This is a genomic window from Serratia sp. CY27727, assembly GCF_052169275.1.
Lineage (GTDB): Bacteria > Pseudomonadota > Gammaproteobacteria > Enterobacterales > Enterobacteriaceae > Serratia > Serratia sarumanii.
This window is the reverse complement of sequence record NZ_JBJNLB010000003.1, coordinates 350,150-369,346: the sequence shown is the minus strand read 5'-3', so window position 1 is coordinate 369,346 and position 19,197 is coordinate 350,150. Positions and strand designations below refer to the sequence as shown.

Annotated in this window: 22 protein-coding genes; all 22 read left to right on the top strand. The window is 61.5% G+C overall.

Features of this window, described 5'->3' with window-relative positions; translation table 11 throughout:
• Positions 1-37 precede the first annotated feature (37 nt).
• Positions 38-688 carry a glycoside hydrolase family 19 protein gene (locus ACJ8HB_RS11345; protein WP_094859849.1) on the top strand — a complete coding sequence of 217 codons (651 nt, stop codon included), beginning with the start codon at positions 38-40 and terminating at the stop codon, positions 686-688.
• Entirely contained in the window at positions 676-960 is a 285-nt protein-coding gene (locus tag ACJ8HB_RS11340) for a hypothetical protein (protein ID WP_060417809.1), read from the top strand. Before ACJ8HB_RS11345 ends, ACJ8HB_RS11340 begins: the two co-directional genes overlap by 13 nt.
• Positions 932-1,552, top strand: coding sequence for a hypothetical protein (locus tag ACJ8HB_RS11335; RefSeq protein WP_141240908.1), 621 nt, complete (start codon positions 932-934; stop codon positions 1,550-1,552). The genes ACJ8HB_RS11340 and ACJ8HB_RS11335 overlap by 29 nt, the downstream gene beginning before the upstream one ends.
• Complete coding sequence (locus ACJ8HB_RS11330; RefSeq protein ID WP_040175207.1) at positions 1,549-1,797, top strand: hypothetical protein; 249 nt, start codon at positions 1,549-1,551, stop codon at positions 1,795-1,797. The genes ACJ8HB_RS11335 and ACJ8HB_RS11330 overlap by 4 nt, the downstream gene beginning before the upstream one ends.
• A 2-nt stretch (positions 1,798-1,799) precedes the next feature.
• Positions 1,800-2,027, top strand: coding sequence for a hypothetical protein (locus ACJ8HB_RS11325; RefSeq protein WP_040175205.1), 228 nt, complete (start codon positions 1,800-1,802; stop codon positions 2,025-2,027).
• Positions 2,027-2,530 (top strand): DUF1804 family protein, encoded by a 504-nt coding sequence (locus tag ACJ8HB_RS11320; protein ID WP_040175202.1) that lies wholly within the window; start codon positions 2,027-2,029, stop codon positions 2,528-2,530. The genes ACJ8HB_RS11325 and ACJ8HB_RS11320 overlap by 1 nt, the downstream gene beginning before the upstream one ends.
• Entirely contained in the window at positions 2,523-2,744 is a 222-nt protein-coding gene (locus tag ACJ8HB_RS11315) for a hypothetical protein (RefSeq protein WP_094859847.1), read from the top strand. Before ACJ8HB_RS11320 ends, ACJ8HB_RS11315 begins: the two co-directional genes overlap by 8 nt.
• Before the next feature lie 8 nt (positions 2,745-2,752).
• Entirely contained in the window at positions 2,753-4,537 is a 1,785-nt protein-coding gene (locus ACJ8HB_RS11310; RefSeq protein ID WP_094859846.1) for a hypothetical protein, read from the top strand.
• Between the two features lie 5 nt (positions 4,538-4,542).
• Positions 4,543-6,051, top strand: coding sequence for a DUF935 domain-containing protein (locus tag ACJ8HB_RS11305; RefSeq protein WP_160208043.1), 1,509 nt, complete (start codon positions 4,543-4,545; stop codon positions 6,049-6,051).
• Positions 6,051-7,286 (top strand): phage head morphogenesis protein, encoded by a 1,236-nt coding sequence (locus ACJ8HB_RS11300; protein ID WP_094859844.1) that lies wholly within the window; start codon positions 6,051-6,053, stop codon positions 7,284-7,286. Before ACJ8HB_RS11305 ends, ACJ8HB_RS11300 begins: the two co-directional genes overlap by 1 nt.
• Entirely contained in the window at positions 7,286-7,867 is a 582-nt protein-coding gene (locus ACJ8HB_RS11295; protein ID WP_160208042.1) for a phage virion morphogenesis protein, read from the top strand. The genes ACJ8HB_RS11300 and ACJ8HB_RS11295 overlap by 1 nt, the downstream gene beginning before the upstream one ends.
• 207 nt (positions 7,868-8,074) lie before the next feature.
• The gene (locus ACJ8HB_RS11290; protein WP_094859842.1) at positions 8,075-9,211 is read left to right on the top strand and encodes a phage protease; all 1,137 of its coding nucleotides are present in this window, start codon (positions 8,075-8,077) and stop codon (positions 9,209-9,211) included.
• The gene (locus ACJ8HB_RS11285) at positions 9,211-10,137 is read left to right on the top strand and encodes a Mu-like prophage major head subunit gpT family protein (protein WP_094859841.1); all 927 of its coding nucleotides are present in this window, start codon (positions 9,211-9,213) and stop codon (positions 10,135-10,137) included. Before ACJ8HB_RS11290 ends, ACJ8HB_RS11285 begins: the two co-directional genes overlap by 1 nt.
• A gap of 59 nt (positions 10,138-10,196) precedes the next feature.
• A complete protein-coding gene (locus ACJ8HB_RS11280) occupies positions 10,197-11,006 on the top strand; it encodes a hypothetical protein (RefSeq protein ID WP_094887869.1) in 810 nt (269 codons plus the stop codon).
• Between the two features lie 2 nt (positions 11,007-11,008).
• Positions 11,009-11,431: a gp436 family protein gene (locus tag ACJ8HB_RS11275; protein ID WP_060446215.1), complete on the top strand. Its 423-nt coding sequence runs from the start codon at positions 11,009-11,011 to the stop codon at positions 11,429-11,431.
• Entirely contained in the window at positions 11,425-11,892 is a 468-nt protein-coding gene (locus tag ACJ8HB_RS11270; protein WP_094859839.1) for a phage tail terminator protein, read from the top strand. The genes ACJ8HB_RS11275 and ACJ8HB_RS11270 overlap by 7 nt, the downstream gene beginning before the upstream one ends.
• Entirely contained in the window at positions 11,889-12,086 is a 198-nt protein-coding gene (locus tag ACJ8HB_RS11265) for a DUF7210 family protein (RefSeq protein ID WP_060417720.1), read from the top strand. The genes ACJ8HB_RS11270 and ACJ8HB_RS11265 overlap by 4 nt, the downstream gene beginning before the upstream one ends.
• A complete protein-coding gene (locus ACJ8HB_RS11260; protein ID WP_094859838.1) occupies positions 12,083-12,829 on the top strand; it encodes a hypothetical protein in 747 nt (248 codons plus the stop codon). The genes ACJ8HB_RS11265 and ACJ8HB_RS11260 overlap by 4 nt, the downstream gene beginning before the upstream one ends.
• Positions 12,829-13,302 (top strand): DUF6631 family protein, encoded by a 474-nt coding sequence (locus tag ACJ8HB_RS11255; RefSeq protein ID WP_141240907.1) that lies wholly within the window; start codon positions 12,829-12,831, stop codon positions 13,300-13,302. The genes ACJ8HB_RS11260 and ACJ8HB_RS11255 overlap by 1 nt, the downstream gene beginning before the upstream one ends.
• 199 nt (positions 13,303-13,501) lie before the next feature.
• Complete coding sequence (locus ACJ8HB_RS11250) at positions 13,502-17,218, top strand: tape measure protein (protein WP_094859837.1); 3,717 nt, start codon at positions 13,502-13,504, stop codon at positions 17,216-17,218.
• On the top strand, positions 17,218-18,390 hold the full coding sequence (locus ACJ8HB_RS11245; protein WP_094887868.1) for a hypothetical protein: 1,173 nt from the start codon (positions 17,218-17,220) through the stop codon (positions 18,388-18,390). The genes ACJ8HB_RS11250 and ACJ8HB_RS11245 overlap by 1 nt, the downstream gene beginning before the upstream one ends.
• Positions 18,377-19,192, top strand: coding sequence for a phage BR0599 family protein (locus ACJ8HB_RS11240; protein WP_094859835.1), 816 nt, complete (start codon positions 18,377-18,379; stop codon positions 19,190-19,192). Before ACJ8HB_RS11245 ends, ACJ8HB_RS11240 begins: the two co-directional genes overlap by 14 nt.
• The last annotated feature ends 5 nt before the right edge of the window (positions 19,193-19,197 follow it).

Sequence of the window (19,197 nt, the reverse complement as noted above, 5' to 3'; positions counted from 1 at the left end):
CATACTGGCACCATCTTTCACCGGATGGTGCTTTTTTATGATTACCCCCGAACAGTTACGCCGTGCAGCCAGGTTAACCCCCGCCAATGTGTCACGCTGGCACGCGCCTATCACGTCAGCGATGGCTGAGTTTGGCATCGATACCCCCAAACGCCAGGCGGCGTTCCTGGCGCAGGTTGGCCATGAGAGCAACAGTTTTACCTCGCTGTCCGAAAGCCTCTACTACACCGACGCCCGCCGTATTGCGGCCATCTTTCGCACCGGCTTTGATCTCGATGGCGACGGTGTGGTTGATCCGGAAGAAATCGAGTTTGCGCGCGGCTACGTTCGCCGCCCGGAGAAGCTGGCCAACCGTGCCTACGCCAACCGGGGCGGCAATGGCCCGGAGTCATCCGGGGACGGCTGGCGCTACCGTGGCCGTGGGTTGATTCAAACCACCTTCAAGAACAATTACCGCGCCGCTGGCAATGCCCTGGAGCTTGATCTGCTCGGCAGTCCTGACTTGTTGCTGCAGCCGCTGCCGGCGGCCCGTTCTGCCGCGTTCTTCTGGTGGTCGAACAATCTCAACAACTACGCCGACAGCGGTGATTTCAAGGGGCTGACGCGCCGGATCAACAGCGGGATGTTGGGGATGGATGACCGCCTGGCCCGCCTGAAAGATGCCGAGGCCGCCTTATGTCCGCGCTGATAAGCACGCTGTTGCGCCGCCTGGGCGAACTCATCACCAATCCGGCCACGGGCCGCTTGTCCACCTCGGACACCATGGTGCTGGGCGCGTTCCTGGTGGCGTCGTTCGTTATCGTCTGGGTTACGGTGACCGGTCACTTGGAAGAGTGGCACCTGGCTGCCTACCTGGGCGCGTTCGTTTTCCAGTCTCAGGCGTCGAAATTCGCCGCCATCAAGCGAGACAAGGCCAAGCTGGAGGTGGGCGATGCCGTTAACCCTCAGACTGGTGCTTAGTCACCTGCAAACCCATTTTCTCTCCTATCTGCTGGCGCTCGGCGTCGGCGTTGGTGCGTACTACCTGGGACAATCTGCCGGCCGCGCTCAACTGCAGGGTGACCTGACGAAAGCCAACAAAACCATCGGCCAGTTGGCTGCGGATAAGTCTGAGCTGAATGAAACGCTGCGCCAGCAGGCCGAGCAGCACGCCCTGGCCATGGCTAAAGCGCTGCGCGAGCTGCAGGCGGCACAGCAGCTCGGCGACAAGCTCTCCCGCGAGCTGCAGCAGAGCCAATCTCACCTGCAGGCAACGAAAGACAAACTCAAGAAGGCGATCGACGATGCGGTTAAAAACGATGTGGGTTTTACCGGCATTGGCCCTCGCGGGCTGTGCCTCTACAACGCCGCCCTCGGCTATGCCGATTGTGGTCAGCAGTTGCCCAACACCGCCGGCGGCATTGCTGGCCATTCCGCCGAAGCCGCCGGCAGCGCAGGCGGACTCTCCGCCGGCGGTCTCATCCGGCACAGCGCCGATTATGGCGCCTGGTGTCAGTCCTTAGAGGCTCAGTTACAGCAACTTAATCAATGGTACGCCGGGAGGGAACAATGACCCTTGAAATGGCGTTTAACATCGCAATGGGTCTGTTGATGGGCTTGTTCGGTGGTCTTTTTAAACATCTGTTTGCCGAGCTGAAAGACCTGCGTAATGGCCTCCAGGCCATCCGCACGGAATACCAGCGCCGGGACGATGCACAGCGAAACAATGACCAGTTACTGGACTTGTTGAAGGATGTAAAACGCAGCGTCGAGCACATCGACCAGAAACTAGACCGCAAAGCGGATAAAAGGAGCTAATCATGGGCCGACGCGCATCGCGCTACCGCCGGGGGCCGGCAACGTCTGCCGAAATGGCGTTGCTGTCTGAAATCAATCAGCGTCTGGCGCGAATGGAGAGCAGCCTGGATGACGTCAAGTCCTCGGCCATTCGCCAGGGCGCTATCGCCGGTGCGATAACCGGCAGCGTCAGCGGCGGCCTCGTGTACACCACGATTATGTTGATCAAGGCAAAACTGGGGGTTGGCTGATGGCATACCCGCCAGAGACGCGCGACCGGTTACGCCGGGCATATGTATTCGACGGCCTCTCATTGGAGGTGGCGGCCGTACAGTGCGGTGTCTCTTACGGGACGGCGCAACGCTGGAAGAACGACAGCAAAGCCGCCGGCGACGATTGGGAGACGCTGCGCGGCGCGCGTATGCTCGCCGGCGGTGGCCTGGAAGAACTGACCCTGGCCATGTTCACTGGCCTGGTGGTGCAGTTCAAAACCACCATGGACAAGCTGGCCTATGACGATGTGGACATTAAGCCGGAAGACCGCGTGAAGCTGCTGGCCAGCCTGTCGGATGCGTTCAACAAAGCCGTGGCCAGCAGCAAGCGGGCCATGCCGGAAGTGTCCCGCCTGGCCATCGCGCTGGAAGTGATCCAGCTGCTGGCCGCGTACATCAAAGACAATCACCCCCAGCAGTTGCAGCCGTTCGGCGACCTGCTGGAGGGGTTCGGCAAAGAGATAGAGAGGATTTATGGCTAGGATGATCCGCCTGGCAAGCGACCATTACGTTGCCTACAGCGCAATTGACGATATGCACATTGACAGTAATCGCCAGGTCAAGGTGCTGTTGAGTGATGGCCGCATTGCGTTGGCTGAACAGAGTCACGGACAGACCGCCTGGGCGCGTCTGGCGCAGTTGGTGGATGAGGTGAATATCGCCAGCGCGAGTGATGCGCCTGGCACACTGCAGTAAGGGCCACCATGAGCAAATTAAGCAGCAGGGATTTTCTCAAAGAGCTGGCGATGCTCAAGCATATGTTGCGTGCCGATATCCAGGCGCACAGCACCGGGCTTGACACCTCGCCGGAGGCCATCAACGCGCGCCGGCGCAGGGTACTGTCCGGCGACTTCACATTTTTTGCCTACACCTATTTCCCGCATCACATCCGGGGCGAGCAATCCCTGTTTCATGCGCATTTTTGCACGCGCTTCCCGCAGCTGCTGACGCGCCCTGGCGGCGCAGTAGAATGGTGGATTGCCCCGCGTGGTGAAGCCAAATCCTCGCTGCTGACCAAAATCGGCCCGGTCTGGTGCGCCGTTCAGGGACTGCATCAGCATGACGATGTTCGCGCGTCGCTCGGTTTGACCGATGAGCGGCCGGCCTTCATCGACTACATCATCTTGCTCGGTGCGGAGACCAAACTGCCTACCAAGCTGCTGGAGGTGGTCAAAACCGAACTGACCATGAACGCGGCGCTGATGCTGGATTTCCCGGAGGTCTGCGGCCGCAGCGGGCAATGGAAGATTGGCGAGTTCACAACCCGCACCGGCGTGAAGGTCGAGGCGTTCGGTGCCGAGCAGGCTATCCGTGGTACGTTCCACGGGGCCAGCCGTCCCAAATTGCTGCTGGGCGATGACCTGATCACCGATGCCGAGGCCAAATCCCCGACCGAGCGCGAAAACCGCTGGAACTGGATTTCAAAAGCGATCGAGTACCTGGGGCCGCCGGACGGCTCGGTAAAATACCTGGGTGTCGGCACAGTGCTTAACAAAGACGACCCTATCAGCCGCGCCAAGCGCACCATTGGCCATGTGGTTCACCACTTCCGCGCTATCGTGACGTTGCCCACCCACATGGATTTGTGGGAGCAGTGCCAGGAGAAGATGCTCAACGACGACAAGCGCGCCGAGGAACAGGCGGCCGAGCTGGGCCTTGATCTTCCCCAGGGCAAGCTGCCGTCCTACAAGTTCTACCTGGCGCACCAGGTGCAGATGGATGATGGCGCGGTCACCAGCTGGCCGGCGGTGCGTACCCTCTACTGGTTGATGCGCCAGCGCGCCAAGAACGGCAAGGCATTTGCCACCGAAATGCAGGGCGACCCGCGCACGGACGAAGACCGGACGTTTATCAACATCCAGTTCTTTACCCAGCGCTGGCGCGACTGGCTGATTTTCGGTGCCTGTGACCCCTCTATGGGCCAGGGTGAGACCAGCGACCCCTCGGCAATTCTTGTGGGCGGCTGGGACAAGCAGCGCAGCCGGCTGCATGTGATGGAGGCGGAGATCAAGCGCCGTGTACCGTCCAAACTGGAAGCCGACCTGATAGCGATGCAGCGGCAATTCAGATGCCTGGCTATCGGCTTTGAGAACAACAACGCCTACGAGCACTCGCGCTCGACGTTCATCAAAAATGCGCTGCGCCAGAGCGTGGCGCTGCCGTTGGTGGGTGTGACGGCCAAAGTGCCGCTGGAAGTGCGCGTCGAAGGGCTGGAGCCGTACATCAACGACCAGCTCAACCCCTCTATTTTGTTCAATCCAGGTCTGACGCTGTTGCTGTCGGAGCTGGAAACCTGGCCAGAGCCGCAGACCGGTCATCACTATGACGGGCTGTCGGCGCTGCAGCTACTTTGGATGATTGCCGTTAGCCGCGGCGCAGGTTCGTTCGCCTGGGAGCCGATACCGCGCCGGGAGGCGTCCCGGTACGGCGGCGATCATTTTCTTGATGATGACGACGAGCCGGACTACGGCGGTCGCGGTTTATGGTGAAAAAAATGGTTCAAATTGTCGATGTCAACGGGAAACCGATCCGCCGCGATGTGCTGCGCGAGCCGCAATCCTCACATGTGGCTGCACTGGCCGGCCTGTATGCCGAGCACCCCAGCCAGCGGTTGACGCCCCAACGCCTGGAGCAAATTCTCAACGAGGCCGAGCTGGGCAACCTGCAGGCCCAGGCCGACCTGTTCACCGATATGGAAGAACGGGACGCCCATTTGTTTGCCGAGATGCAAAAGCGCAAGCGCGCGCTGCTGACCATCCCGCACGAAATCACGCCGCCGCCCAATGCCACACCGGCAGAGCAAGCGGATGCGGCCTGGCTGGCGGAGTACATCACCGAGCAAGACGGCTGGGAGGATTTGATCATCGATATGCTCGACGCCATCGGCCAGGGGTTCAGCAACATCGAGATCGAATGGCAACAGCTCGGCCGTGAGTGGTTCCCGAAGGCGTTTAACCACCGGCCGGCGTCCTGGTTCGAACTGGCGAGGGACAATCAGGATCAGCTGCTGCTGCGAACCGATGACGGCATGGGCGCGCCGCTGCAGCCTTTCGGCTGGATACAGCACCGCCACAAGTCGCGCAGCGGCTATGTTGCGCGTGCGGGGCTGCTGCGTACCCTGTCCTGGCCGTATGTGTGCCGCAACTTCGGCACTCAGAGCCTGGCGGAGTTGCTTGAGATCTACGGTATCCCGCTGCGCATCGGTAAATATCCGGAGGGCATCGGCAAGAAAGAGAAAAACGAGCTGATGCGCGCCGTCACCGAGCTGGGGCGCTATGCCGGCGGCATCATTCCCAAGGAGATGGAGATAACGCTGCATCAAGCCTCCAACAGCTCGCATGAGCCGTTTATGGCGTTGGCTGAGTGGGCGGAAAAGTCCATGTCCAAGGCCATTCTGGGCGGTACGCTGACCACGCAGGCCGACGGCAAGACCTCCACTAATGCCCTGGGCGTGATCCACAACGAAGTGCGTCACGACCTGCTTTCCTCTGACAGCCGCCAGTTGGCCATGACGCTGCGCAGCGATCTGTTCTGGCCGCTGCTGGTGCTCAACCGCCGTGCGAACGCCGACCCGCGCCGCACGCCGCGCATCAAGTTCAAGGTGCCAGAACCCCAGGCCCCCGAAGCCACCGGCGCAAGTCGCACCGTGCAGGTTAATTTAGGCGCACCGGCAGCGCCGACGCCGGCACGCAGTTATAATTCCCAGGTCATTGCCGCGTTAGTGGCCGCGTTGACCCGCAAACCCGGTGCGGATGACACGCAAACCGGGATTGATGAGGCAATAACGGCACTGTTAAGCGGCAATAAACCCGCTGAGGGGCTGATTGCCATGTTGCAGCCGGCTATCGCTGCGTTGTCCGGGGAACTGGACGAACAAAGCCTGCTGGGTGCGCTGGCTGATGCGTTCCCTCAGCTCGATCCGACCTTACTGCAGGCTAACCTCGGTGATACGCAGACCATCGCGCGCCTGATTGGCCTGTATGCCCAGCAGGAGGGGCAGTAATGCCAATATCAAAGGCAGAAATCAGCGCGCTGTTCGGCATGAAGCCGGAAGCCGCGCTGCGTTACCTCGAAAACAAGGGATTGCGCATCCGTACTGATGCCGACGCCATGCAGGCGGTGGATCATGCGCACGCATTCGGCTTTGCCAATCTGGCGCGCCTGGATATTGCCCAGGATTTGGTGAACGGGTTGCGCGAAGGCCTGGCCGCCGGCCAGACGCCGGAGTGGTTCGTCAAGAATCTGGAGCCGGTACTGCGCAAAAAGGGTTGGTGGGGCAGCGAGGAAAATATCGACACCGATACCGGCGAGATCACCACCCGCCAGCTCGGCAATCCCGCCCGGCTCAATACCATCTATCGCACCAACACCCAGGCGGCCTACATGTCGGCGCGCCATGAGTCCATGCTGGCCAACGCCGAATACCGCCCTTACTGGCGGTATGTGGCGGTGATGGATGCGAAGACCCGCCCCAGCCATGCCCGACTGCATAACCGCGTCTTTCATTATCTCGATCCGATTTGGCAGTACATCTTCCCGCCGAACGGCTTTAACTGCCGCTGCCGCGCAGAAGCGCTGACCGAGCAAGAAGTAAAACAAAGGGGCTATGTGATTTCGCGCACCGACAGTGAAGTTGTCCAGCAGGTGATGACCGGCGAGGACGAGAACGGGCGCCCAATCTTCACCCCGGTGAATGGCGTGCGGTTCAGTGGCCCGGATGGCCAGGCGGTGACCTTCTTCCCTGACGTGGGCTTTGATATCAACCCCGGCAAAGAAGTGTGGAAAGCTAACCTGGACAAGTACGATGTGGAGCTGTCGCGCCCCTATGTCAGCGCGGGATTGGCCGGCCCGGAGTTGACTCACATGCTTAGCGATGTAACCCAGGGCAACCGCACCGGCGAGATTCTGGCCGCTGGCGTGCTGGATGCCGGCGAGGTGGCGACGCTGGGCACCACCGGCCGTACCGCCTGGCTGGCAGAGCACCAGCTTGCCGCCCAGGCCGGTGCCGGCACGCTACCGACTCAGCAGCAATGGGCAGGCGTTCAGACGGTTATCGAGTCATCCACCGTCGCGGTGCGTGCCGGCGAGCTGCTGCACCTGTTCCGCCAGCTCGATGAGGGGCAATGGTGGCTGGCGACGCTGGACGCGGGCCTGGTGGTCAACACCTTTGCGCCTGTGCAGGCGTCAACCCTCGATGCCACAATCCGCCGTGGCACGGTCTTGAAGGATGCACGCTGATGGCCAATATCAAAGTCACCGTCGATGACAAGGCGGTAAGCCAACGTCTGCAGCAGCTGCTGCAGGTGGTCGAGAAGCCCCGACCGCTGATGCTGCGGGTTGCCGAAATGCTCCATGCCCAAAGCATGGCGATGTTCGAGCAGCAGGGTTTTCCGGCCAACAGCTGGCCCTCACTCAAGCCCAGCACCATCCGCTCGCGTTCCCGCGCCGGCCACTGGCCAGGGAAAATCCTGCAGGTGACCGGCCGCCTGGCGGCATCGGTCACGCCGGCATCCGGTGACGATTTCGCGCAGATTGGCTCTAACCTGGTGTACGCCGCCATTCAGCACCTCGGCGGCACCATCAAGCGCCAGGGCCAGGTGCGGCTGCGCACCGACCGCCAGGGCAATCTGATGAAGCGCGGCAACCTGGCGACGTTCGCCAGGCGCAGCCATAAGCAAGCCGTCGCGCGCGCCGTCAATTACAGCATCGTGATCCGCCCGCGTCCGTTCCTGCCGGTGACGGATAATCAGCAGCTCAACAAGCCGACCTTTGAGGCGGTGATGGGCGTGCTGAATGATGCCTTTATGAAGTCCCGCTAAAAACGCCTCAGCGGCTTTTTGCGGGACGTTCACTGATTGAGGTGCAACGGCTCGCAAAAAATTCCCTAACAGCGCCAGAAGGTTTTTAAAAGGGGTCTAAAAAGGGTTGCATTGGTGTATGATGCCTAGACCGCTTTTCCCCTTCAAAAACAGTGTGACGAACCCCGTCCCCTGAATCCGTTTTTCCCATCCCGTTACATTGGCAGCATGAAACGAAACGTTGCTGTCGCATCCCTGGCCTTTGAGCTGAACCTGACCGGAAACACGATCCAGTTGTTCCCGGCCGGCGAGTTCCGCGCAAATGATGGCCGCCCCGCAGAATGTGCCAACTGGGTACTCAACGAGAGCCTGGCGCGCCAGGTCATCGAGCACCTGTCGTCACGCCAAAACAAAATCGTCATCGACTACGAACACCAGACCCTGCGGACTGAAAGCAACGGTCAACCGGCCCCTGCTGCCGGTTGGTGGAAAGGCAGCGATACCGTTTGGACGGATGCGGGCATGTTTGCCCAAAACGTCCAATGGACGGAAGCCGCCCGCAAAATGATTGCCGGCGATGAATACCTCTATATCAGCCCCGTCTTTGCCTATGACAAGAAAACCGGTGCAGTGCTGCAATTGTTACATGCAGCGCTCACCAACAACCCCGCCCTGGACGGCATGAATGAAGTCGCCCTGGCGGCCGCCTCTCGTCTCATCGTGCAGGCATCAACTCAACCCTCCCCGGAGAAGACCATGAACGAAGAGCTGTTAAAGCTGCTGCGCAAGCTGCTTGGCCTTGCCGATGATGCAACCGAGGCCGATATCCTGGCCGCGCTGCAGCAGGCGGCCGGCGATATGCCGAAAGAAAATGAAGGTGATGCGGCTGCCGCGAGCCTCAGTAAGTTGCTGGAAATGTTTACCGCCCTGACGGCGTCGGTTAAAGGCAAGGACGACAAAATCGCCGCGCTGACGGTCGCCGCTACAGCCAACAAAGGCACTGGGGTTGATCCGACCAAGTATGTGCCGATCGCAGTGGTCACCGACCTGACGACCCAGTTAGCCGCGCTGACCGCGCGCGTTGATGGTGGCGACCTGGATGGTCTGATCACCGAGGCGCTGTCCTCCGGGAAGCTGCTGCCGACCATGGAAGAATGGGCGCGCGAGATGGGCAAGAAAGACATTGCCGCTCTGCGCAGCTACATCAAGGCGGCTGCGCCGATCGCGGCGCTGACCACTCAGCAATCCGGTGGTAAAAAGCCTGCCGGTGAAACTCATGGGTTAACCGCAACTGAGCTTGAAGTTGCTGCGTTGACTGGCCTCACACCGGCTGAATACGCCGCCGCCAAGAAGGAAATGCAATAATGGCTATCGTCACTCCTGCGCTGGTGAAATCGCTTTTTGTCAGCTTTAACAAGGCATTCCAGGACGGCTTAAAGGTCGCCGATTCTGACTACACCAAAATCGCCACGGTCATCAAATCGACCACGGCAACCAACATTTACGCCTGGTTGGGTCAATTCCCGCAGATGCGTGAATGGGTCGGTGCTCGCATCATCAAGGATATGAAAACCGACGGTTACGGCATCACCAACAAGCTGTATGAAGCCACCGTGGGTGTGCCTCGCACGGCGATTGAAGATGACAGCGTTGGCGTCTATCTGCCTGTGATGACCGAAGCCGGCCGGTCAGCGGGGGTTTACCCGGATGAGCATATCTTTGCACTGCTCAAGGCCGGTGAGACCTCGCTGTGCTACGACGGCCAAAACTTCTTTGATACCGAGCACCCCGTTGCGGCGAACGTGGACGGCACCGGCACGATCACTCCGGTCAGCAACCTGCTGAAACCGGCAGGCACTGACCCGGCCAGCCCGGCCCCGTGGTATCTGATGTGTACCAAGCGCGCGTTGAAGCCGCTGATTTTCCAGGAACGCATCAAGCCCGATCTCAAGGCTAAAACCAGTGACGACACCAGCGATCATGTCTTCATGAACGATGAGTTCCTGTATGGCGTGCGTGCGCGGTCGGCGGTGGGCTTCGGTTTCTGGCAGTTCTGCGTCAAGTCCACCAAGCCGTTGACGGCGGAGAACTACCAGGAGGCCTACACGCTGCTGCGCAATATGGTGGCTGATGGCGGTCGTCCGCTGAACATCAAAGGCGATCTGCTCGTTGTTCCGCCGACCCTGGCGGAAGCTGCGCGCAAGATTGTTGGCGTGGCCACCATCAATGGCGGCGAAGACAACCCGAACTACAAGCTGTCCGACATCCTGGACACCGCCTGGCTGATTTAAGCCGATCGTCACTCACTTATAGCGCTACGCCCTACGGGGCGTAGCGGGAGAATGTTGTTATGGCTACCCCAACAAAAAAGAAAGCGGAAGAAAAATACGTCAAGGACGATAAAAAAAAGCCAGGTGACGGCACCGAGAACGGCGCAGGCTCCGCTGCAGGCGATGGCACCGAGAACGGCGCGGGTTCCACTGCAGGTGACGGCACCGAGAACGGCGCAGGCTCCGCTGCAGGTGACGGCACCGAGAACGGCGCGGGTTCCACTGCAGGTGACGGCACCGAGAACGGCGCGGGTTCCACTGCAGGTGACGGCACCGAGAACGGCGCGGGTTCCACTGCAGGTGACGGCACCGAGAACGGCGCGGGTTCCACTGCAGGTGATGGCACCGAGAACGGCGCAGGCTCCGCTGCAGGTGACGGCACCGAGAACGGCGCGGGTTCCACTGCAGGTGACGACACCGAGAGCGGCGCAGGTTCCACTGCAGGTGACGACACCGAGAGCGGCGCAGGTTCCGCTGCCGGCGACGGCTCCGAAAACGGCGTGGGTTCTGCTGCAGGTGATGCTCTGATTACTGTCGATACTGCCAATACAGGGTTATCTGGCCTGATCAACACCGCTGAGGGTCAAAATATTCTGCTCGATTTAATCCGCTCTTCGGTGAAAAAACCAGAGGTCAACACGGACACAAAACCCCATTGGTTCACCGTCCAGGTGGTGCGCTCACCGAGCGGGCGGCGTTTCCGGGCCGGTGTTGAGTTCACCTCCGAGCCAAAACCCTACGATTTTTCGCTGTTTAGCGCTGAGCAGCTCAAAGCACTGGCTGCAGATCCGTTCTTGCGCATAAAGCGGATTGCGCCGGCTGAGGAGTAATCATGGGGTACTGCACGCAGGCTGACCTGGTGGACGACTTCGGCGAGCAGGAAATCATCCGCATCTCCGACCGCGCCCGGCCGGCAACGGGGCAAATTGACCCGGCCGTGGTGGAGAAGGCGATTGCGGATGCGGACGCCGAAATCAACATGTACCTGGAGGGGCGCGGCCTGCTGCCTCTCCCCAGCGTGCCGGACACGCTGCGGCGTATCGCCAGCGATATCACCCGCTATTACCTGTATCAGAACCCCAGGGACGATTCACCGGTGACCACACGTTACAACCAGCGCATACGCCAGCTCGAAAAAGTAGCGTCTGGCCGGTTATCGCTGGGGCTGGACAAGGCCGGCGAGGTGCTGGAGCCAGACGACAGCGTGGTGTTTGTGCCAGGGCGCAACATGTTCCGGAGGGATGGCCTGTGGTAACCGACTATCTCTTTTGCGAGCCGCTGCTGATTGGCCGGCTGCGTGATGCCGTACCGGAGTTTGTCGAAGTGACCGGCGTCGCCGGGCTGTCTCAGATGAACGATGACAACCCGGTTTGTCCGATGGCGTATGTGATGTACCTGGGCGATACCGTTAACACCTCAACGGCTGCGACAGGTGGCAGCCAGCGCCGGCTGCAGTTCGTGACGCAGCTCTGGGCCGTGGTGGTCTGCGTGTATTTCGCCGACGGTCGCGGCCTCGGCGCAGATATCAGCAGCGAAGCCGGCCCGCTGATGTTGAAAACCGTCGAGGCCCTGGCTGGGTGGTCACCGCTCGAAGGGGTTACCCGGCCGCTGGCCAGGAGCAATCAGAGCCTGCCGGCACAGTACGAGTCCGGCTATGGCTATTACCCCCTGGTGTTTCAGGTGGACGTTCCCGCCGCGATTGGAGGCTATCGATGACCAGGCGAATTGTACTGACCGGCCCGCACACCCATCAGGGCGTGGCGCTTGCTGCCGGCACTGAGATGGAAGTGGACGACGCAACGGCGCAGTGGCTGATTGAGCACGCCGGCGCGAAAAAAGCGGGCGTGAACCGCAAAACCAAAACCGAGACCGGCTCCGCCGACTCACCGACCGAGGAACAGGAACAATGAGCGCAGAAACTTACTACTACGGCCAGGGCAAGGTGTTCCTCGGCCGTCGCAATGCGCAGGGCCAGGCGGTATCGCTGCGCTGGATTGGCGACGTGGGCGAGCTGCAGATTGCGCTCACCACGGACTCCTTCACTCACAAAGAGTCCTATACGGGCCAGCGTGCGCCCGTGCGCCGCATCAGCACCGGCAAGGATGGCACGGTCACCGCCACCTGGTATGAGCATTCGCCGGATAACCTGGCCATTCTGCTGTACGGCGAGAAAGTGGCCGTCCCGGCCGGCACCATCACCGGCGAAGCGCTGCCGGCAGGGATTCAGGCCGGCGACCGCGTCACGCTGAATCATCAGAACGTCAGTGCCGTGACGATTGCTGATTTGGTCGAGGGAACGGATTACAAGCTCGACGCCAAGTTTGGCGCACTGGAGTTCCTGACCACGCCGGCGACGCAGCCGCTTAGCGTCAACTATACGCACGCCAGCAGCGTTAACACTTCGGTATTCACCCAAACGCCCGATGAATTGTTCCTGCGTTACGAGGGGATCAACCTGGCAGAGAACGGCGCGGCCGTCGTCGTTGAGCTGTACCGCGTGCAATACGACCCGGCGTCGGCGTTGAGCCTCATCAATACTGATACCTCGTTGCCTGGGCTGGAAACCACCGCGACCGTGCTGTTGGACACTGAACGGCCGGATGATGCCCAGTTTGGCCGATACGGCCGCGTGATCCACGTCGGGAGCGTCTGATGACGGATGAGCTGAACATCCTGATACCTGACCGGACGCTGACTATCTGCGGCGTCCAGGTCACGGTGCATGAGTACACGCTGGCCGAGCAGCTGCAGCACCGTCAACCGCTCAAGGCAATCAGTGAAGGGTTCATGGATGCGATGAACGCCAAGCCGGATGCCGAGGTGTCGATTGATGAGCTGTACGACGTACTCGGGGCGAACTGGGATGCGGTGCTGCAGGCGGTAGCGGTCTCCTGTGGCCGCAGCGTCGAATGGGTCGCCGGTCTGACTGGGGAAGACAGCGAAAGGCTGCTGTTGATTTGGTGGGGCGTCAACGCGGCTTTTTTTACCCGCAACGCCATTCGCCCGGCACTCACCAGGCTGGTGCAGCAGCTGCAAAACCCGCCCCCTGGGGAGAGGTCTTCAGCTGTCTCATCGACCACGGTCACCGATTCGGCGAACTCAGACACTACACCGCCCGCCAGTTGAAGCTGTTTCATGAGCAGGCACTCAAGCGCGAGCTGACGGAGCGAATGCACCACACCCTTGACGGCAGCGCCAGTTTCGCGGGGGGAAAGACGTTAAAGGGGTATATCGACAAGTTCAAACAGGCTTTAAAACGGCGTTAATTTCCCTCCTTCCACCCCGCTGACCGGCGGGGTTTTACTCATACCGACGGTGATCAAGCATGGCAAGCGGAAACGGCAACCTGGAATTGCGCCTGCGTATTCAGGCGGATTTAAAAAGCGCCCAGGCCTCCCTTAAGCAACTGCAGTCCTCCCTGGACAGCGCCAGCCAAAGCGGCACCCGGCTGGGCAGTGCCGGCGGCTCGGCGGCGTCCGGTCTCGATCGTGTCGGTGGTGCTGCCGACAGCGCCAACCGAAAGCTCGATAAAACCGCCGCTAACGTTGATGGCCTGAGCAACCAGTTGACCCGGCTCAAGCCGCTGGCGGCGGCCATCGGCATTGCGCTTGGCGGCGGTCTGATAGCCAACCTGGCCAGCACGTCTGATGAATACACCAACCTGGCGGCGCGTATTCGCCTGGTCTCCACGTCCAACGAACAGGCGGCCACGACCTTTAAATCGGTAATCGGTGTGGCAAATGAAACCGGTCAACGCATCGCCTCGACCGCCGAACTCTATACCCGTATGGCCCGCTCGCTTAAAGGCAGTGCGACCCAGACCGAACTGCTGCAGGTGACCAGCGCCATCAACAAAGCGGCGATCGTCTCCGGTGCGACAGCCGAAGAATCCACGAACGCCATCATCCAACTTAGCCAGGGGTTGGCATCTGGCACGTTACGCGGGGAAGAATTCAACTCGGTGTCCGAGCAGATGCCGCGCATCATGGAAATGCTGGAGAAATCCCTGGGCAAAACCCGTGGCGAACTGCGCGCGATGGCCGAGCAAGGGATGCTTACCACACAGGTGGTCTTCAAGGCGCTGAAAGACGGTGCCGGCGATGTTGACCGCGAGTTTGCGCAGATGCCGCTGACCATCGGCCGTGCCGCCACGGAAATGGCCAACGCCTGGGTCGAGTTCGTCGGCGGCACCAACGATGCGCTGGGCGCATCCAAGGCGATTGCAGCCGTCATTTCCGGACTGGCCAGCAACATGTCCACGTTGACCACTGCCGCCATTGCCCTGGCGGTGGTGATGGGCGGCCGTAAGGTCGCCGCGCTGGTTGCAGCGACCACGGCCGCGCGTGCCGACCGCATCGAGACGCTGCAGCTTGCCGAGGCGGAATATGCCGAAGCCAAAGCCGCCGTGGCTGCTGCGCAGGCGCAGGCCGCCCGCGCGAAAGTCTCCGGCATCACCGCACCAGGTGCGCGCGCCAAAGCGGAAGACCTAGTGACCGCTTCGCTGGTTCGCCAGACCGCTGCAGAGAAAGCACTGGGCGTTGCCCGTGCCTCTGCATCGACCTTTGGTCGCCTGGGGACAGGATTGATGGGGTTGCTGGGTGGCCCGATGGGGCTGGCCATCACCGGCGTGACGCTGGCTGTCGGCGGCCTGAGCGCGGCCTATGCGGCCAACCAGGAGCATGAAGCCGCGCTGGCGCAGCAGCACCAGCAGACCATCCAGACCCTGGAAGACCAGCGCCAGAAAACCGAGGCGCTGATAAGCGCCCAGGGCCGCCTGAAAGATTCGGTCAGCACGGGCGATGCGCTGACGCAGCAGCGCACCAACGCCGATGTGCTCACCCAGGACAGCAAGAAACTCAGCGACCTGCAGAGCCAGGCGGCATCGCTTAAGCAGCAGATTGACGGCCTGCTGAGCAGCCCGGCCCCGAGCGGGATCGGCATCGTTTACCTGACTGACAAGCTGGCCGAGGTGCAAAAGCAAATCGATGCGCTGACGCCGAAGTTCGACAACCTCAGCGACGTGCAAGACAAGCTGTCCGACGAGCTGGAAAACCGCCTGGCGCGCGCGATGGATGCGCCGACTGCCAGCGGCAAGACGCTGCGTGATGTGTTGACCGATCTGCAGAACGCCGGCCCCATTCGCTGGATGGATGAGGCCGTGGCGCAGATGGCGCAAAGCGAGGCGTCCTTTACCGCGCTGAGCGCCGAAGCTGACAAGCTGCGGCCGAAGCTGGAGAAAGAGCTGGCCGATGCGACCTACACGGCCGCCCAGCAGTTGGAGCAACTGCGAGACAAAACCATTGCGGCGGCGCTAGCGGCCGGCAAGGCACCGGAAGATATCGATAAGCTGCGCGAAAGCCTGGAAAAGCTGGTCAACCTGCAGAAGCAGACCGACCAGGCCAAGGAGAACAAGAAGAACTCAGACGCGGCTGCGCGTTCGGCCAAGTCGGCCGCCTCGGCCAATGAGACCTACGTCAAGGGGCTGGAGAAACAGGCCTTTGCCGTCGGCAAGACCAAATCGCAGGTCGCGGCTTACGAGCTGGCGGAAAAAGGCCTGTCCGGGGCGCTGAAAGCACGGGCCGAAGCGGCACTGGCGGTTATCGCTGCCGGCGAGCAGAAAGAGAAATCGGACGCCAACGCCACCAAAAATGCCCAGCTACAGGCGCAATATCTGAAAGCCACCGGCGACGTGCTCGGCGGCGGCCTGGCGGAAGTGCGGGCCAACATCGCCGAGATGCGCAAGGAATTCACCCAGACCGGCAACACCGAGGGGCTGGCCTGGCTGGACAAGTTGCTGCCGGTGCAGGAAGCCAAGGTGCGCGCCGATGCGCTCAAAAAGAGCCTGGACGACCTGCAGACCTACCGCAGCCAGAAAGAGAGCAGCATCCAGGCGCAGGTGCAAGCGGGCCTCATCTCAGAACTGCAGGGCCGCCGGCAACTGGTCGCATTGCATCAGGAAGTCGGCAGCAAAATCACCGAGAGCCTGCCGCAGCTGCGCGAAATGGCGGCATTGCCTGGCGAAGCCGGCGAGCAGATGCGCGACCTGCTGGCCAACCTGGAAAACGAGCTGATAACGCTGAAATCCACCACGGACGACCTGACGGCCGCGTTTAAAGACGGGCTGCAGGATGGCATGGAGAGCACGCTCAACGGGCTGGCCGATGGCACCCTAAACCTCAGTGACGCGGTGTTAAACCTGGCTAAATCGGTCGCCAATGCCATGGCACAAGTCGCATCACGCAACCTGGCCGGCATGGCGATGGAGGGTCTTGGCAGCGTGACCGACAGCCTCAAGGGGCTGCTGGGTCTCGGGGCCAGTACGGCCGGCAGTGCCGCCGGCACAGCTGTTAATGCGGCCACCGATACCGCGACCGATGCCGCCGGTGCGACCACCTACGCGACGGCCATCACCACCGCCTCCACAGCGGGAGCCACCGCAATGGGCACCTCAATCACTGCTGGCAGCACGGCGCTGACGGGCGGGTTCACTACGGCACTGACCACCGGCATCACAGCACTCACCACGGCGTTGACGACGGCATTCACGACCGGTGCTGCCACACTGGCCTCGGCCATTGCGTCCGCCAGCGCCGCCGGCAGCGCGTCCTCCGGCCTGGGTGCGGCTGCCAGCGTGGCGGCCGCGACCGGCGGCCAGATCACCGGCCCCGGCACCGGCACCTCCGACAGCATCGCGGCTCGCTTGTCAAACGGCGAGTTTGTCATGAAAACCGCCGCTGTACAGCGCTATGGCGTGGACTTCATGCACGCGGTTAACCAGGGTCGGCTCGGCGCGTTCGCCGATGGCGGGCTGGTCTCCGACCCCGGTTTTAGCCGCGCGGCCGGGGTGAATCAATCCGTTAATCCTGATGCACCGGGTGCATCAGGTGCCGGTGGCGGTACGACCAACCTGCAGCAGTACCTGGTGCTCGATCCAAACGAGATGCTGGACAGAGCTGTGAAAAGCGCGCCAGGCAACCGCGTCATGATGACCTGGGTCAAGGCCAATACCGCGACGCTCAAGCAACTTCTGGGGGGGAATTGATGACCGTTCGTCTCCCGTGGTTGATGGAGCCTGATTGGGCCGAGGGTGTCAGTGAAACCCTGTCCTGGAAAACGGACGTCCTGATCTCCCCGTCCGGGGCAGAACAGCGCATTGCCCGACGTCTGTCGCCGCGCCGGCTGTATGAGTTTACCGTGCTTGCCGGCAATGCCGACGCCCGCGCGTTGGAGACCCAGCTTTTTCATGCCGGCGGCGTCACCTGGGATATGCCGGTGTTTCCGGACGTTGCGGTTTTGTCGGCCCCCATCGCGGCCGGCAGCCAGGTTATCGCGCTGCCAGCGGCCGGCCGTGATTTTGTCGTGGGCGATAACCTGCTGCTTAAACAGGGTTTCGGGATGTTGGCCAACCAGGCCGTCGCGCAGATCCAGAGCATCGATGCCGGCAGCGTCACCGTTACGGCCCCGTTAGGCGCGTGGCCAGCCGGCGCATGGGTTTATCCGCTACGACCGGCCGTCTTGACCGATACGCCGGCAATCACCCGTCACAGTGACAGCCTGATGCGTCTGCAACTGCGCTTTCGCCTGGCGGCACATAACCCGTTTGCGCCGGCGATGAATACCGCCATCTATCGCGGGCATCCCGTGCTTGAACAAGACGCTGATTGGGTTGATGACCTGACGGCCGAGTATCAGCGCCAGCTCTTGGAGCTGGACAACGAGGTGGGCATTCCCTACCGCACCGACACTGCCAGCCGTGCCTTCATCATGCAGCAGCATGTGTGGTCTGAAATCGGTCGCCAGGCCCAGGCAAAGTTGCGCGGCCAGCTCTATTACCTGCGCGGTCGCCAGCGTGCGATTTGGGTCGCAAGCCAGGCGCAGGACTTCATCCCTGTGCGGACTGTCGGCAATGCGCTGGTTGTGGCGGTTGCCGGTTTTAGTGAGTTTGGTGTGGTGCCTGGCCGGCGTGATCTGCGTCTGCAGTTGGTCGATGGCACCCGCGTTTACCGCCGTATCCTCACCGCCACGCGCCTGAGTGATTACGAGCTGCTAGCCCTGGACGGTGACGTTCCGCCGGCGGATTCCATCAGCCACGTGTCATTGATGGCGCTTTGCCGCCAGAACACTGACGACATCACCTGGGAACACACGACCGATGCGGACGGGTTTGCCCAGGTATCAACCACATTCCGAGGGCTACGCGATGAGCTGGAGTGATTTTGAGTATTCCACCGCAAACGGCCAGCCGGTCACGCTCTATGAGTTCGTGCGGGGCGATACGCAGTTTTTCCGCTACACCAACGCCGATCAGGATATCACCGCCGCCGGTGCCGTCTGGCAGCAACAGGCGATCAGTGATGGCGGTCTGAGCGTTGGTGCCGGCGACAGCATGGACATTACGCTGCCGACGACCAACCCGGTGGCCATGCTCTTTCGCGGCCTGCCACCGTCCCAGCCGGTGCGCGTTCGCATTCATCGCTGGCACGTCGGCGACAGCCAGGGCGAGTTCCGCACGGTCTGGATCGGCTCCATTACCGAGGTCAAGCGCGAGGCAATAGACCGCACCCGGCTTGTCACCGCCAGTCTGGCCAGCACCTTTACTCGCAGCGGCCTGCGCCTGACTTGGGGGCGCGCCTGTCCGTATTCGCTGTATGACCACAATTGCAAGGTATCGCCGGCGGCTTTTGGCGTCGGCGGCCTGGTTATCAGCGCGCTCGATGGCGTGAGTATCACCGTCAATCTGCCGGCCGGCTCGCCCGACGGTTGGTTTTCCGGCGGCTATCTGGAATGGCTGGCGGATGGCGTGACAGAACGGCGTGGACTGCGCGCGCAGAGTGGCAACGTGCTGGGCCTGTTCGGCGGCTCGGCCGGGCTAAGCGTTGGCCAGGTGGTGGCGGTTTTTCCGGGATGCGATCGCACCATCACGACCTGTAACGACAAGTTTAACAACGTCCTGAACTACGGCGGACAACCCCATATGCCGGGCAAGTCGCCGTATCAGATAATCAAACTGTTTTGAGGAAA